Source organism: Pseudomonas sp. H1_F01, assembly GCF_054681425.1.
Window position 1 is genome coordinate 6,143,211 of the sequence record NZ_CP162823.1, and the last position, 15,218, is coordinate 6,158,428.

A 15,218-nucleotide genomic window follows, 5' to 3' on the forward strand; every position below is an offset into this window, starting at 1 on the left:
AATTCCGACGGCTATGGTCGGAAATTGGTGGCGCACCTTTCGCGAGCAGGCTCGCTCCCACAGAGGAATGTATTCCAAGGTGGGAGCGAGCCTGCTCCGGGCGGCGTTCCGACGATGAGGCCGGATCAGACGATGAAGAGCTTACTCATCGTCGTCAAAATTGTAGCTACCCGGCGCCAGGTTCTCGAACCGAGTGTATTTACCGATGAACGCCAGGCGGATGAAGCCGATCGGGCCGTTCCGCTGCTTGCCGATGATGATTTCGGCGATGCCCTTGTGCTCCGTCTCGGGGTGATACACCTCGTCGCGGTACACGAACATGATGACGTCGGCGTCCTGCTCGATCGCTCCGGATTCCCGCAAGTCGGAGTTCACGGGGCGCTTGTTGGGGCGCTGTTCCAGGGAACGGTTCAACTGGGAAAGTGCCACCACCGGGCAGTTGAATTCCTTGGCCAGGGCCTTGAGGGAACGGGAGATTTCGGAAATCTCGTTGGTCCGGTTGTCGCCGCTGGAACCAGGGATCTGCATCAACTGCAGGTAGTCGATCATGATCAGCGCGATGTCACCGTGCTCACGCACCAGGCGACGGGTCCGGGCGCGCATTTCCGACGGGCTGATACCGGCCGTATCGTCGATGAACAGCTTGCGGTCGTTGAGCAGGTTGACCGCCGACGTCAGGCGCGGCCAGTCGTCGTCTTCCAGCTGGCCGGAACGGACCTTGGTCTGGTCGATACGCCCCAGGGACGAAAGCATACGCATGATCAGCGATTCGCCTGGCATCTCGAGGGAGTACACCAGGACCGCCTTGTCGCTGCGCAGCACGGCGTTTTCCACCAGGTTCATCGCAAAGGTGGTCTTACCCATGGACGGACGGCCGGCGACGATGACCAGGTCGGACGGTTGCAGGCCGCTGGTCTTCTCGTCGAGGTCGGTGTAACCGGTGGACAGGCCGGTGATGGCGTTGTCGGTGTTGAACAAGGTGTCGATGCGATCGATGGCCTTGGTCAGCAGGTCGTTGACGCTGACCGGGCCGCCGGTTTTCGGGCGGGCCTCGGCGATCTGGAAGATCTGCCGTTCGGCTTCGTCAAGAATCTCGGCGGCGGTGCGGCCTTCCGGGTTGAAGGCGCTGTCGGCGATTTCGGTGCTGATGCCGATCAATTGGCGCAAGGTCGCCCGCTCGCGCACGATCTGGGCATAGGCCTTGATGTTGGCGACCGACGGCGTGTTTTTCGCCAGTTCGCCCAGGTAACCGAGGCCGCCGACCTGGGACGTCTGCCCTTCCTTGTCCAATTGCTCGGCCAGGGTCACGACGTCGATCGGCATGTTCTGATCGGCCAGACGGGCGATCGCACGGAAAATCAGACGGTGGTCATGCCGGTAGAAATCGCCGTCGGAGACTTGATCGAGCACACGCTCCCAGGCGTTGTTGTCCAGCATCAGGCCACCGAGCACGGCCTGTTCGGCCTCGATGGAATGCGGAGGCACCTTCAGGGCAGCGGTTTGCAGATCGTATTGCTCGGGAGCGGTGATTTCGTTCATGGCCACTTCTGGTTATGAAAATCAGGAATTGCAGAAAGACAAAGGGCACGACCTGTAAACAGGATCGTGCCCGATGTTACCGGCAAGCACCCGAGGGTGCCAACCGACAGGTGTTGCTTAGGCTGCTACCACGACAACGCGTACGGTGGCTTCAACTTCGGCGTGCAGGTGCACGGCTACGTCGAATTCGCCTACGTTGCGGATGGTGCCGTTCGGCAGACGAACTTCACTTTTCGCAACTTCAACGCCGGAGGCGGTCAGTGCGTCAGCGATGTCGTGAGTACCGATCGAACCGAACAGCTTGCCTTCGTCGCCAGCGGTGGCAGTGATGGTCACTTCCAGCTCAGCCAGTTGGGCAGCACGGCTTTCAGCCGAGGTTTTACGGTCTGCGGCAGCTTTTTCCAGCTCAGCACGACGCTCTTCGAACGCAGCCAGGTTGGCAGCGGTCGCAGCGGTGGCTTTGCCGTAAGGCAGCAGGTAGTTACGACCGTAACCGGCCTTAACGTTTACTTTGTCACCCAGGTTGCCCAGGTTGGTGACTTTTTCCAGAAGGATCAGTTGCATGTGAAAATCCTCTAACTTTTAACCTTCACCGTTCGCGTTGTCGGCGTCTTTCGACGCCATACGACCGCGAAAATCAATCAGGCTGTCAACGATGGCCATGACCACGAGCAACGGACCGAGCAAGTGCATGAAAGGCAACAACGTCACGTACAACCCCACCAGCCAGAAAGTGGCCAGTCGTTTCTGCGCCACCAGCCCGTGAATCAGGGCCAGGCCGGCGAAGACCAGCGGTACACTGCACAACGGCAACAGGATCAGTGCATGCAGTCCGAAAAACGGAGCAACACACATGACGGCCAGCAGTGACAGCGCCACGCTCTTGGGGAATCGGATGGCGCGAAATTCGCGACCGAAACCACCGGGGTTATACAACAACGCCTGCCAATAGCGCCCAAGGATCAGGCACAGCACGCTAAAGATCTGCGACGATAACGCTATCGAGATGATCATCAGCGGAGCGCTAAGGGCGATGAAAAACGCCTTCTGGTCTGCCGAGAATGTCTCGTAGACCCCACCCATCGCCAGCGGCAGGACGTCTTCGAACGTCTGCGCCAGTGACTCGATGAAGGAACTGAATACAGTTCCCAGGCTCACCGCACACAACAACCCCACGGCCACGCTGCACAGCAGCACGCGATTCCAGGTATGTCCGGCGCGCAGAACCAACGCCAGGCCACCAGCCCCGAGCAACACCAAAAGTGTTGTCGGGTCCTTCAGGAAGTACCAGCTCACCAACGCTGACAACATCCCGATACCCAGGACGCTCAAGGCGTCCGAACCGCGCCGCAGGAGCACAAGGCACCCAGCGGCGGCACTCAACCAGAACAACAGCGGCAATGCCGCGGATCCGGCCACAACCAACGTGGCCTGCACACGTCCCCGCATGATGAAGTCAGCTAAGGCGCGCATGCATTCAATCCCTTACTACTCGTCGACTGCCCGGTCTCAGCGGCCGTGGCTGTCGGTGTAGGCCAGCAGGGCCAGGAAGCGGGCGCGCTTGATAGCGGTGGCCAGCTGACGCTGATAACGAGCTTTGGTACCGGTGATACGGCTTGGAACGATTTTGCCGGTCTCGGATACGTAGGCTTTCAGAGTGTTGAGATCTTTGTAATCGATCTCTTTCACGTCTTCAGCGGTGAAGCGGCAGAATTTACGACGACGGAAGAAACGTGCCATGTGATTGGCTCCTTAAAAGGTCCGTGGATTACTCGTCAGCGTTATCGCTGTTGTCGCTGTCGCTATCGCTGTCATCGCCATCGGCGCTGTCAGAGTGCTCAGGACGGTCGCGACGCTCACGGCGCTCACTGCGGTTTTCTTCAGCCTTGAGCATCTCGGATTGGCCGGTGACGGCTTCTTCGCGACGGATGACCAGGTTACGGATCACTGCATCGTTGTAGCGGAAGTTGTCTTCCAGCTCGGCCAGGGCCTTGCCAGTGCACTCAACGTTCAGCATCACGTAGTGAGCCTTGTGAACATTGTTGATTGCGTAGGCCAGTTGACGACGGCCCCAATCTTCCAGACGGTGGATTTTGCCGCCGTCTTCTTCGATCAGCTTGGTGTAACGCTCAACCATGCCGCCGACTTGCTCGCTTTGATCCGGGTGGACCAAAAAGATGATTTCGTAATGACGCATGAATGCTCCTTACGGGTTGTAGCCTGCCGCTCAAAAACGGTCAGACAAGGAGTGAATGACACTTATGGACTTGTGGACGCTAGACACATAAGTGCCTGCCATCACAGCAAGGGGCGCAATTGTAGAGAAGGGCCGAGGGAGGTGCAAGGCAATTGGCGATTATTTGAACAACCGCCGATCTTCATCCAGACACAAACCCAATGTGGGAGCGAGCCTGCTCGCGATAGCGGTATCTCATTCAACATAGATGCCGAATGTCAGACCGCTATCGCGAGCAGGCTCGCTCCCACAGGGGTTACAACAAGATCAAGGCTTTTTGGCGGAAGCCTTGACGCTGCGCTGGCGCAGCGCTTCGAACAGGCACACACCGGTCGCGACCGAAACGTTAAGGCTGCTGACGCTACCGGCCATCGGCAGCTTGACCAGGTAATCGCAGTGCTCGCGGGTCAGGCGGCGCATGCCCTTGCCTTCGGCGCCCATGATCAGGATCGTCGGGCCCGTCAGGTCCTGGTCATAAATGCTGACCTCGGCCTCACCCGCCGTGCCAACCACCCACAAGCCGCGCTGCTGGAGTTTTTCCAGGGTACGCGCCAGGTTGGTCACCGCCACCAGTGGAATCACTTCCGCCGCGCCGCAGGCGACCTTACGCACAGCCGGCGTCAGGGTTGCCGACTTGTCTTTAGGCACGATCACCGCCAACGCACCCGCCGCATCCGCCGAACGCAGGCAGGCGCCGAGGTTATGCGGGTCGGTCACGCCGTCCAGCACCAGCAGCAGGGGCGCGCCTTCGGTGCGATCGAGCAGTTCGTCGAGCATCGCCTCGCCCCAGACCTGGCTCGGGCTTACGTCCGCAACCACACCCTGGTGAACGCCTTCGACCCACACGTCCATTTCACGACGCTCGGCCTGGCCGATGGCAACCTTGTTTTGGGTGGCCAGTTCGACCAGCGCCTGCACACGCGGCTCGCTGCGACCTTCCGCCAACCATACTTGCTTGACACGTTTAGGGTGGTGACGCAGCAGTGCTTCTACGGCGTGCACGCCGTAGATTTTTTCCAGACTCATGACTTGGCCTTAGGTTTGCGCGACCCGCCGCTTTTCGCGGGGGCCGAACCCGCTTTTGGCGGGCCTTTACGGTGTTTACTTGGCTTGCTCGACGGTTTTTCCGCCCCGTGGGACTTTCCCCCAGACGCCGCTTTACCACCGCTTTTGGCTTCGTTGAGCAACTGCTGCTTCAACTCGCGGCTCTTGCGCAGTTCGGCGTTTTTCGCCGCAGCGTCGCTGGGGCGGTAGGCCTCGGGAGCCTTGTCCTTGACAGACGAACGGCGACCGGCCCTGGCTGGCTCAGGCTCCGCGGTTTTTGCAGGAGCACCTTTACCCTTACCTTTGGTCGCAGGCGCTGCGGTCTCGTTGCCACGCTTTTTACGGCCAGTCGGTGCTTCGGCGGGCTTGTCAGACATTCCGAAGTCGATCTTGCGCTCATCGAGGTCGACGCGCATGACCTGCACTTCCACGGTGTCGCCCAGACGGAAGCTGCGACCGGTGCGCTCGCCCGCCAGGCGGTGGTGCACAGGATCGAAGTGGTAGTAATCACCCGGCAAGGCGGTGACGTGCACCAAGCCCTCGACGTAGATGTCGGTCAGCTCGACAAACAAACCAAAGCCTGTCACTGCAGTGATCACGCCTGGGAACGACTCGCCCACGCGGTCTTTCATGAACTCGCACTTGAGCCAGTTCACCACGTCGCGAGTGGCTTCGTCGGCGCGGCGCTCGCTCATGGAGCACTGCTCGCCCAACTGTTCCAGGGCCGCTTCGTCGTACGGATAGATCCGTGCCTTCGGAATGGTCATGGCACCGGCGCGCTTGACGTGCGGGGTGTTCTGCTTGGAATGGATCACGCTGCGGATCGCGCGGTGCGTGAGCAGGTCCGGGTAACGGCGGATCGGCGAGGTGAAGTGGGTGTACGCTTCGTAATTCAGGCCAAAGTGGCCCTGATTGTCGGCGCTGTAAACCGCCTGGCTCAGGGAGCGCAGCATCACGGTCTGGATCACATGGTAATCCGGACGGTCCTTGATGCTGGCCAGCAGTGCCTGGTAGTCCTTCGGCGTCGGGCCGTCCTTGCCTTTGTGCAGGGACAGGCCGAGCTCGCCGAGGAAGGCGCGCAGCTTTTCCAGACGCTCCGGCGGCGGGCCGTCGTGCACGCGGTACAACGCAGGAATCTCGTGCTTCTTGAGGAATTCCGCGGTGGCTACGTTGGCCGCCAGCATGCACTCTTCGATCAGCTTGTGCGCATCGTTACGGGTCGTCGGGGTGATTGCGGCGATCTTGCGCTCGGAACCGAAGACAATCCGGGTTTCCTGGGTCTCGAAATCGATTGCGCCACGCACGTGACGGGCACCCAGCAATACCTTGTACAGCGAGTACAGCTGCTTGAGATGCGGCACCACGCCAGCGTATTCGGTACGCAGGGTCTTGGCTTCACTAGTCTTCGGCGTTTCCAGGATGGTGCTGACCTTGTTGTAGGTCAGGCGCGCCTGGGAGTGGATCACCGCTTCGTAGAACTGGTAGTCGGTCATTTCGCCGGTCTTGGAGATGGTCATCTCGCACACCATGGCCAAACGGTCGACTTTCGGATTCAGCGAGCACAGCCCGTTGGACAGCTGCTCAGGCAGCATCGGGATCACGCGCTCAGGGAAATACACGGAGTTGCCGCGCACCTGGGCTTCGTTATCCAGGGCCGAACCGATCTTCACGTAACTGGACACGTCGGCAATCGCGACGAACAACTTCCAGCCGCCGGAGAACAGGCGCAGCTTGCCAGGCTTGGCTTCGCAGTAGACCGCATCGTCGAAGTCGCGGGCATCTTCGCCGTCGATGGTGACGAACGGCAGATGGCGCAGGTCGATGCGTTTTTCTTTATCTTTCTCTTCAACTTCCGGCTTGAGCTTGGCGGCTTCCTTGAGCACAGCCTCGGGCCAGACGTGAGGGATGTCGTAGGTGCGCAGCGCGACGTCGATCTCCATGCCCGGCGCCATGTAGTTGCCGACCACTTCAACGATATCGCCCTGTGGCTGGAAGCGCGCAGTTGGCCAGTGGGTGATTTTCACCTCGACGAACTGACCCACCTTGGCGGCGCCATTACGGCCCGGGGTAATCAGCACTTCCTGCTGGACCTTCGGGTTATCCGGCACAACAAAACCGATACCGCCTTCTTCGAAGTAACGGCCGACGATGGACTCGTGGGCACGGGACACCACTTCGACGATCACGCCTTCACGGCGACCACGACGGTCCAGGCCGGAAACACGGGCCAGGGCCCGGTCACCGTCGAACACCAGGCGCATTTGCGCCGGGCTCATGAACAGGTCGTCGCTGCCGTCGTCCGGGATCAGGAAACCGAAGCCGTCACGGTGACCGGCGATGCGGCCCAGGATCAGGTCGAGCTTGTCCACCGGCGCATAGGTGCCGCGCCGGGTGTAGATCAGTTGAGCGTCGCGCTCCATGGCGCGCAGACGGCGGCGCAGGGCTTCGAGTTGGTCCTCGGTGGTCAGACCGAACTCTTCGACCAACTGCTCGCGGCTAGCAGGCGACCCCCGATCGGCGAGATGCGCCAGGATCAGTTCGCGGCTAGGAATAGGGTTTTCATATTTTTCCGCTTCACGAGCGGCCTCGGGATCGAGGGACTGCCAATCGGCCATTAGAGAGTTTTCACCTTGTCTATATGCGGGTTAGTTTGGCATAGGCTTAATGAAACGGGAAATTTCAAGCATCCGATCGCTTTTCTAAAGTCATTTGGCCCGCCTTGGAAGCCCGGAAAAGCACCGCTCGTGAAATTTAGCGGTTTTTTTCTCAGGAGGGGTTTACAGTTAAAAAGACGCTCCGTATAGTGCGCGCCATCGACGACGTACACACGATGTCGATATTGCCCAGATGGTGAAATTGGTAGACACGCCAGCTTCAGGTGCTGGTGACCGCAAGGTCGTGGAAGTTCGAGTCTTCTTCTGGGCACCAATTTCGAGCAACAGGTCAATGACCTGCATGCTCAACAAAAACCCGCGAAAGCGGGTTTTTGCATTTTTGCCCCTGCAATTGCGTTTGGCAATTACTAAAACAAAAACAGGGGTTTACAGATCAAAATGCGCTCCGTATAGTGCGCGACATCAACAGCGGCAACGCTGAAGATGCTGCCCAGATGGTGAAATTGGTAGACACGCCAGCTTCAGGTGCTGGTGACCGCAAGGTCGTGGAAGTTCGAGTCTTCTTCTGGGCACCAATTCAAGCTTCAAGGTTACGGCCTTGAACCTCACAAAAACCCGCGAAAGCGGGTTTTTGCGTTTCTGGCCTCTGGGAATATATCTGAGCCGCTGACATCGCTATCGCGAGCAAGCTCGCTCCCACAAGGGATTCATGCCGGACACAAAATCTGTATCCACTAAAAATCACCTGTGGGAGCGAGCTTGCTCGCGATGAGGCCAGCCTAGCAGCCTGATCAAGCCCGGAACTGCCCCAGGCTTGCCTTCAACTGCGCCGCCAGGTTGTCGAGCACCTTGCCGCTGGCGGTGGTCTCGACCACGGCCTGGGCCGCCTTCTCGGCCTGGGCATGAATGGTTTCCACCCGCCCGCGCACCGCTTGCGCACCCTGGGCCTGATGAGCCGCTGCCTGAGTCGCCAGGCCGATGGCCGCATGCACCTGCTCCACGGATGCCTGCACCGACTGCTGCAACCGCGCGCTGTCTCGCAGCACCAACAAGCCTTCGCTGGCCTGGCGCCCGGCCTGGCCGATAGCGGCCACCGCTTCGCGAGCCCCCTGCTGCAAGGCCACGATATGCGCCTGGATATCGCCCGTTGAGCTTTGGGTCTTGCTCGCCAGGGCCCGCACCTCATCCGCCACCACGGCAAACCCGCGCCCGGTCTCCCCGGCCCGCGCCGCCTCGATGGCCGCGTTCAAGGCCAACAAGTTAGTCTGCTCGGCGATGCCGTGAATCACCGTCAGCACCACTTCGATCTGTTCGCTCTGCTGCGCCAGCCGCTCGATCACTTTCGCCCCGGTGTCTACCTGCCCGGCCAACGCCTCGATCAAGCTACTGACCTTGGCCGAAGTGCGAGTGTTTTCATCGGTGGCCTGGCGGATCTCCACCACCTGCTGCAAAGCCGCCTGCATCGCCTGGCTTTCCGATTGAGCCTCATCCGCCATTTGCGACAGCGCACGCAGGCTCTCGGCCACCTCATCACGCTGCATCCCGGCCGCCGCATCGGCACCGGAGTTGCGCAAGGTCATCGCACCGATTTCCACACCGGTACGCTGGGCCACATCGCCCGCCTCGCGCACGATGGGTTGCAACTTATCCACAAAGCGGTTGACCGCTGAGGCCATGTCGCCGATTTCGTCCTTGCTGTTGATTTGCACACGCTTGGTCAGGTCACCCTCGCCCGCCGCCAAGTCGTTCATGGCCGCGATCAGCAACTTCAAGCGATTGACCACCCGACGCCCCAGCACCACGGCCAGCAGCACCAGCACGCCGAAGCCCACCAACGCCAGGCCCAGGCCGATGCGCCAGCGCAAGGTGCCTGCGGCTTCCTGCACAGTGCTAGAGGTATTGGTCTGCATCTGTGTGGCGGTGGCCTGGGCCGACTCCAGACGACCGCGCATGGCGGTGGCGCTGTCGGCCGCCGCCCCCTTGAGGCTGTCACCGACCAACTGGTCGCTGCTGGCGATCAAGGCCAAGAAGCGTTGGTCCAGCGCCTTCAGGTCAGCTTCAACGGAAGCCGTGGAAACGCCCATCAATACTTTGCCAATCTCTACGCCGTTGGGGCTGATCGAGGCTTCGAGGTAATACACCGAGGGGTCGCTCTTCGCCGCATCCAGCACTTTATCCAACGCTCGCTCGCCCTTGCCTTTCTCCAGCAGCGCCTTGTTGATCGGGTTTTCCCGGTTCAGGTAACGAGTCAGGTGCTCACCACTGGCGTCGTCATAAATAACGAACAACACATTAGGGTTGCGCTGGGCCCGGCGGGCGAATTCGGAAAGGGTCGGTATGTCGCTGTCCCACATGGCGCGTGGCGCGACCGAGGCCAGGAGTTGCGCCATATCATTGGCGGAATCCTTGAGCGATTTCTCGAGTGTCGTGCGCAACTGCGCCTGCTCGTCCTTCAGCCGCGTCGACAAACCGGCGGTGAGGCGCTGACGAGTGCTGGCAGACAAACTGTCCAGGCTTGAGGTGACCTCGCGTCCGGCCTGCTCCAGTTCGCCAGACAATTTCTGACTATCCACCCCCAGCCGGACCCCTAGCTCGGCCTCCAGCGCGGTGACCGTGCTTCGGGTCAGCGCGACGGCCACGAGCACTTGCACCAAAAGGGCGATACCCAGGGTAACGAACACAGGCCGCAATAGACGGCTTTGTAACAGTGAGAGAACGGCCGACACAGGGGAATCCCTCTACTAAACGCCATTAAATTGATGGCACTTCAAAGAAGTACTTATTGTTAACGATGCATAGCAAAGGTCGTGCCGTTCGACAGGCAGATACGACAAAGGCCCCAAACGAGGGGCCTTTGTTTTTTACATCAACGACTTATCAGGCAAACGGGTGACGCAGAACGATGGTTTCGTTGCGGTCCGGCCCCGTCGAAATAATGTCGATCGGCGCACCGACCAACTCTTCGACGCGCTTGATGTAGTTGCGGGCCGCCAATGGCAGCTCTTCCAGGGTCTTGGCGCCCACGGTCGATTCGGTCCAGCCCGGCATCTGCTCGTACACCGGCTCCAGGCCGATGTAGCTGTCGGCGTCGGTCGGTGCGTCGATGACGGCGCCGTCCTGGTTCTTGTAGCCCACGCAGATGTTGATGGTTTCCAGGCCGTCCAGCACGTCCAGCTTGGTCAGGCACAGGCCCGAGATGCTGTTGACGTCGATGGCGCGACGCAGGATGACGGCATCGAACCAGCCACAACGACGGGCACGGCCGGTGGTAGCACCGAACTCATGGCCACGCTTGGCCAGGAAGGCGCCGACGTCGTCGAACAGCTCAGTCGGGAACGGACCCGAACCCACGCGAGTGGTGTAGGCCTTGGTGATACCCAGGATGTAGTCCAGGTACATCGGACCGAAACCCGAACCGGTGGCGATGCCGCCGGCGGTGGTGTTGGAGCTGGTGACGTACGGGTAGGTACCGTGGTCGATGTCCAGCAACGAACCCTGGGCACCTTCGAACATGATGTCCTTGCCTGCGCGACGCAGCTCGTGCAGCTCGGCAGTGACGTCGAGCATCATCGGCTTGAGCAGCTCGGCGTACTCCATGCACTCGTCCAGGGTTTTCTGGAAGTCGATGGCTGGTTCTTTGTAGTAATTGACCAGGACAAAGTTGTGGTAGTCCAGCAACTCGCCCAGCTTGGCGGCGAAACGCTCACGGTGGAACAGGTCACCGATGCGCAGGCCACGACGGGCTACTTTATCTTCGTAGGCCGGGCCGATGCCGCGACCGGTGGTGCCGATCTTCAGCTCGCCACGGGCCTTTTCACGGGCCTGGTCCAGCGCGACGTGATAGGACAGGATCAGCGGGCAGGACGGGCTGATACGCAGGCGCTCGCGCACCGGTACGCCTTTTTCTTCCAGCTTGATGATTTCCCGCAGCAAGGCGTCGGGAGCAACCACCACACCGTTGCCGATCAGGCACTGGACGCCTTCGCGCAGTACGCCCGACGGAATCAGGTGCAGAACGGTTTTTTCACCGTCGATCACCAAGGTGTGACCTGCGTTGTGGCCACCCTGGTAGCGCACTACGGCGGCAGCATGTTCGGTCAGCAGATCAACGATCTTGCCTTTGCCCTCATCACCCCACTGGGTGCCCAGGACTACGACATTCTTACCCATAACACTTGTCCTCATTCGCGCAAACTTGGTGCCGGCCGCGGCCGGCAGGAAAACTCAAGAAGCCAGCGGCAATACTTGCCAAAGCCCGTTCTGCTGAATCAATTGCCGGTCGCAGTCCGCTTCACGGGCGGCGGCCAAAGGTTGCCCAGGCAAGGCCTGGACGACACGCTGACCCTCACTGCGCAACTGGCAGACTGCTTGCCAGAGTGCCGCATCCGTACTGTCAGGCATCCAGATACCGCCAGACGGTAGCTCGACTTCAGCACGCCCCAGGGTCACCAGGGTTTTCAAATCGGTAGAGAAACCGGTCGCCGGACGGGCACGACCAAAGTCGGCACCGATGTCGTCATAACGGCCGCCCTGGGCGATGGACTGGCCCACGCCCGGGACGAACACGGCGAACACGACACCCGTGTGGTAGTGATAACCGCGCAACTCACCCAGGTCGAAATACAACGGCAACTCGGGGAAACGCACCGACAGACGCTCGGCAATCGCCAGCAAGTCGTCCAGCGCCGCCAACACGGGCGCCGGCGCATGGGCCAGGCGTTCACGGGCAGCGGCCAATACTTCACGTCCGCCACACAGGCCCACCAGCGCCCGCAGCATGTCCGACAGATCGGCCGGCAGGCCCTCGGTCAGGCTGATGACTTCGTCGATGGCCTTGCGCTGCAGGGCATCGAACAGCTGTTGCTCCACTTCGCCGGACAAACCGGCCGCACGGGCCAGGCCGCGATAGATGCCGACATGCCCCAGGTCCATGTGGACATCCGGCACGTCAGCCAGTTGCAGCATGGCCAACATCAGGCTGATGACTTCTACGTCGCTGCTCGGGCTGGCGTCGCCATACAACTCGGCGCCCAACTGGATCGGGCTGCGCGAAGACGACAAGGCACGCGGCTGGGCATGCAGCACACTGCCGGCGTAGCACAGGCGGCTCGGACCTTCACGGCGCAGGGTGTGGGCGTCGATGCGCGCCACTTGCGGCGTGATGTCGGCACGAAAGCCCATCTGCCGGCCCGACTGCGGGTCGATAACCTTGAAGGTGCGCAGGTCCAGGTCCTGGCCCGCGCCGGTGAGCAGGGATTCCAGGTACTCGATATGCGGGGTGACGACGAACTCGTAACCCCAACTCTGGAACAGATCCAACACCTGCCGACGCGCTACTTCGATACGCGCAGCTTCCGGTGGCAGTACTTCTTCGATGCCATCTGGCAGCAGCCAGCGGTCTACCGTTGCCATTACGCCATTCCCCTATGGTCCGGGCGGCCAGCTTTCGGGCTGGCCTTGAGTGAAGCAGAAAATGCCTGCGCCAGGCGCGCATCATGGGCAAAAAACGCGCAAGAGCGACGTGACGAATGGCCCGCAATCGGCCTCGCCCAGCACTTCCCTCGAAAAACCTGTCGAGTCGTTCAACCCGACGCCTGCACCTGTGAACCGCAATCGAACGTGCAGACGCAAAAAAGCCGGGAATTTCCCGGCTGCCGCATCATACACACGTTTTCCCAAAGGATCACCCCGCCCGACGCTTTAGCCGCCGGGCGGAGTGCCTCAGGTCAACGTCGCATCAAGGCTTGGCCTTTTCCAGGTAGCGGAAGAAGTCACTGCTTGGGTCCAGGACCATGACGTCGGATTTGTTCGCAAAGCTTTCGCGGTAGGCACGCAGGCTACGGTAGAACCCGTAGAACTCCTGATCCTGGCCATAAGCCTTGGAGTAGATCGCAGCGGCCTGGGCATCACCATCACCACGGACCTCTTCCGATTCACGATAGGCTTCGGCCAGCAACACACGGCGTTGACGATCGGCGTCGGCACGGATGCCTTCGGCCAGCTCGTTACCCTTGGCGCGGTGCTCGCGGGCTTCACGCTCACGCTCGGTGCTCATCCGCTCGAACACGCTGCGGTTCACTTCCTTCGGCAGGTCGATGGCCTTGACCCGGACATCGACCACTTCGATACCCAGCTCTTTTTCCGCCATCGTGTTCAGCGAACGGGTGATGTCGGCCATGAGCGCATCACGCTCACCGGACACTACTTCATGCAGCGTGCGCTTACCGAACTGGTCACGCAGGCCCGATTCCAGACGACGGGACAGGCGCTCGTCGGCGATCTGCTTCAGGCCCGAGGTCGCGGTGTAGAAGCGCTCGGCATCCTTCACGCGCCACTTGGCATAGGCATCCACCATCACGGCTTTCTTTTCCAGCGTCAGGAAGCGTTGCGTCGGCGCATCCAGCGTCATCAGGCGGCCGTCGAACTTGCGCACCTTGTTGACGTACGGCACCTTCACATGCAGCCCCGGCTGGACATCAGCCTGGACCACGCGACCGAATTGCAGCAACACCGCACGCTCGGTCTGAGCCACGATGTAGAAGCAGTTCCAGGCAGCGATCGCCACGACGACACCGACAATAAGGGCGATCAGCGATTTATTGCTCATCAGCGACTCTCCCTGGTACGTGCTTGCTGTTGCTGCAGGTCCGCCGCCGCACGAGCGTTGGCTTCATTGCTGGCGGCCGCCGAACTGGTCGCCGGCGCGCTGGTGTTGCGCCCGCTCTCGACCATCTTGTCCAGCGGCAGGTACAGCAGATTGCTCTGGCCGTTCTTGTTGCCGGTCACGAGGACCTTGCTGGTGTTGCTGAAGACTTCCTGCATGGTGTCCAGGTACAGACGCTCGCGGGTGACTTCTGGAGCCTTGCGATATTCGGCCACCAGCTTGGTGAAGCGATCAGCCTCACCCTTGGCACGGGAGACCACTTCGTCACGGTAACCGTTGGCATCCTCGATGATGCGCTGGGCCTGACCACGGGCTTCCGGCACGACGCCGTTGGCATAGGTTTCGGCCTGGTTGCGCGAACGCTGCTCGTCTTCACGGGCACGGATCACGTCGTCGAAGGCTTCCTGGACCTCACGCGGGGCTGCCGCGCTCTGGACGTTGACCTGGGTGACGGTGATACCGGTGCGATAGGTATCGAGGAACCGCTGCAGGCGCTCCTTGATTTCGCTGGCCATCAGTTCACGACCTTCGGTCAGCACCTGGTCCATGGCGGTGGAACCCACCACATGGCGCAAGGCACTTTCGGTCGCGTGCTGCAGGCTGGTTTCCGGCTGGTCGACGTTCAGCACGAAGTCCTGCAGGTTGGTGATCTTGTATTGCACGGTCAGCGGCACTTCGACGATGTTCTCGTCTTCGGTCAGCATCTGGCCCTGCTTGGTGTACGCCCGCTCACGCGTGACGTTTTCCAGGTACTTCTGGTCGATCGGCGGGAAATAGATATTCAGGCCCGGCCCAACCGTCTCGTAGTACTTGCCGAAACGCAGCACCACGGCCTGCTCCTGCTCGTCCACGACATAGACCGCGCTGTACAGCCAGACAGCCGCCAGCACGACCAGACCGATGCCGAGCAGGCCGAAACCGCCGCCCTTGCCCGGACGACCGCCACCCTCGTCACCGCGTTTTTTACCACCACCGAACAAACCGTTCAGGCTTTCCTGCAGCTTTCGGAAGGCCTCGTCGAGATCCGGCGGCCCCTTGCGGTCGCCGTTGTTACGACGCTTGCCACCCCAAGGATCCTGATTATTCGAGTTGCCACCCGGCTCATTCCAAGCCATAGCGC

The 15,218-nt window shown here is 60.8% G+C and carries 12 protein-coding genes, 2 tRNA genes and 1 pseudogene; 2 read left to right on the forward strand and 13 right to left on the reverse strand.

The genetic code is table 11. The features are described 5' to 3' along the window. Positions 1 to 141: 141 nt before the first annotated feature. From dnaB to rnr, 7 genes are all read right to left on the reverse strand, one after another. A complete protein-coding gene (gene dnaB / locus AB4O09_RS27700) occupies positions 142 to 1,539 on the reverse strand; it encodes a replicative DNA helicase (RefSeq protein WP_003197253.1) in 1,398 nt (465 codons plus the stop codon). Between the two features lie 117 nt (positions 1,540 to 1,656). Then, positions 1,657 to 2,103 carry a 50S ribosomal protein L9 gene (rplI, locus tag AB4O09_RS27705; RefSeq protein ID WP_003197251.1) on the reverse strand — a complete coding sequence of 149 codons (447 nt, stop codon included), beginning with the start codon at positions 2,101 to 2,103 and terminating at the stop codon, positions 1,657 to 1,659. Between the two features lie 18 nt (positions 2,104 to 2,121). Beyond that, positions 2,122 to 3,012, reverse strand: a complete 891-nt coding sequence (locus AB4O09_RS27710) for a YybS family protein (RefSeq protein WP_013692134.1) — start codon at positions 3,010 to 3,012, stop codon at positions 2,122 to 2,124. A gap of 36 nt (positions 3,013 to 3,048) precedes the next feature. Beyond that, positions 3,049 to 3,279 (reverse strand): 30S ribosomal protein S18, encoded by a 231-nt coding sequence (gene rpsR, locus AB4O09_RS27715; protein WP_002551829.1) that lies wholly within the window; start codon positions 3,277 to 3,279, stop codon positions 3,049 to 3,051. A gap of 28 nt (positions 3,280 to 3,307) precedes the next feature. Then, positions 3,308 to 3,736, reverse strand: coding sequence for a 30S ribosomal protein S6 (gene rpsF, locus AB4O09_RS27720; protein WP_003186395.1), 429 nt, complete (start codon positions 3,734 to 3,736; stop codon positions 3,308 to 3,310). Positions 3,737 to 4,042: 306 nt separating this feature from the next. Further along, positions 4,043 to 4,801: a 23S rRNA (guanosine(2251)-2'-O)-methyltransferase RlmB gene (rlmB, locus tag AB4O09_RS27725; protein ID WP_003197246.1), complete on the reverse strand. Its 759-nt coding sequence runs from the start codon at positions 4,799 to 4,801 to the stop codon at positions 4,043 to 4,045. After that, the gene (rnr, locus tag AB4O09_RS27730; RefSeq protein WP_003197244.1) at positions 4,798 to 7,434 is read right to left on the reverse strand and encodes a ribonuclease R; all 2,637 of its coding nucleotides are present in this window, start codon (positions 7,432 to 7,434) and stop codon (positions 4,798 to 4,800) included. The genes rlmB and rnr overlap by 4 nt, the downstream gene beginning before the upstream one ends. Positions 7,435 to 7,660: 226 nt before the next feature. On the opposite strand from rnr, the gene AB4O09_RS27735 reads away from it, so the two are divergent. Together AB4O09_RS27735 and AB4O09_RS27740 are read left to right on the forward strand one after the other, a co-directional pair. Beyond that, positions 7,661 to 7,747: transfer RNA gene (locus AB4O09_RS27735), tRNA-Leu, on the forward strand. A gap of 175 nt (positions 7,748 to 7,922) precedes the next feature. Continuing rightward, a tRNA-Leu gene (locus AB4O09_RS27740) sits at positions 7,923 to 8,009 on the forward strand. A 216-nt stretch (positions 8,010 to 8,225) separates the two neighbouring features. On the opposite strand, the gene AB4O09_RS27745 is transcribed toward AB4O09_RS27740, so the two are convergent. The 6 genes and pseudogenes from AB4O09_RS27745 to hflK form a co-directional block, all read right to left on the reverse strand. Next, positions 8,226 to 9,110, reverse strand: coding sequence for a methyl-accepting chemotaxis protein (locus AB4O09_RS27745; RefSeq protein ID WP_394351213.1), 885 nt, complete (start codon positions 9,108 to 9,110; stop codon positions 8,226 to 8,228). Then, a pseudogene (locus tag AB4O09_RS27750) lies at positions 9,084 to 9,824 on the reverse strand (HAMP domain-containing protein); the annotation flags it as partial. The gene AB4O09_RS27745 and the pseudogene AB4O09_RS27750, both read right to left, overlap by 27 nt. Before the next feature lie 487 nt (positions 9,825 to 10,311). Continuing rightward, a complete protein-coding gene (locus tag AB4O09_RS27755; protein ID WP_003197240.1) occupies positions 10,312 to 11,604 on the reverse strand; it encodes an adenylosuccinate synthase in 1,293 nt (430 codons plus the stop codon). Between the two features lie 54 nt (positions 11,605 to 11,658). Continuing rightward, positions 11,659 to 12,846, reverse strand: a complete 1,188-nt coding sequence (locus tag AB4O09_RS27760) for an ATP phosphoribosyltransferase regulatory subunit (RefSeq protein ID WP_003197238.1) — start codon at positions 12,844 to 12,846, stop codon at positions 11,659 to 11,661. Between the two features lie 325 nt (positions 12,847 to 13,171). Then, a complete protein-coding gene (gene hflC / locus AB4O09_RS27765) occupies positions 13,172 to 14,041 on the reverse strand; it encodes a protease modulator HflC (protein ID WP_003197230.1) in 870 nt (289 codons plus the stop codon). Next, positions 14,041 to 15,213, reverse strand: a complete 1,173-nt coding sequence (gene hflK / locus AB4O09_RS27770) for an FtsH protease activity modulator HflK (RefSeq protein WP_003197228.1) — start codon at positions 15,211 to 15,213, stop codon at positions 14,041 to 14,043. Before hflK ends, hflC begins: the two co-directional genes overlap by 1 nt. Positions 15,214 to 15,218: the final 5 nt, after the last annotated feature.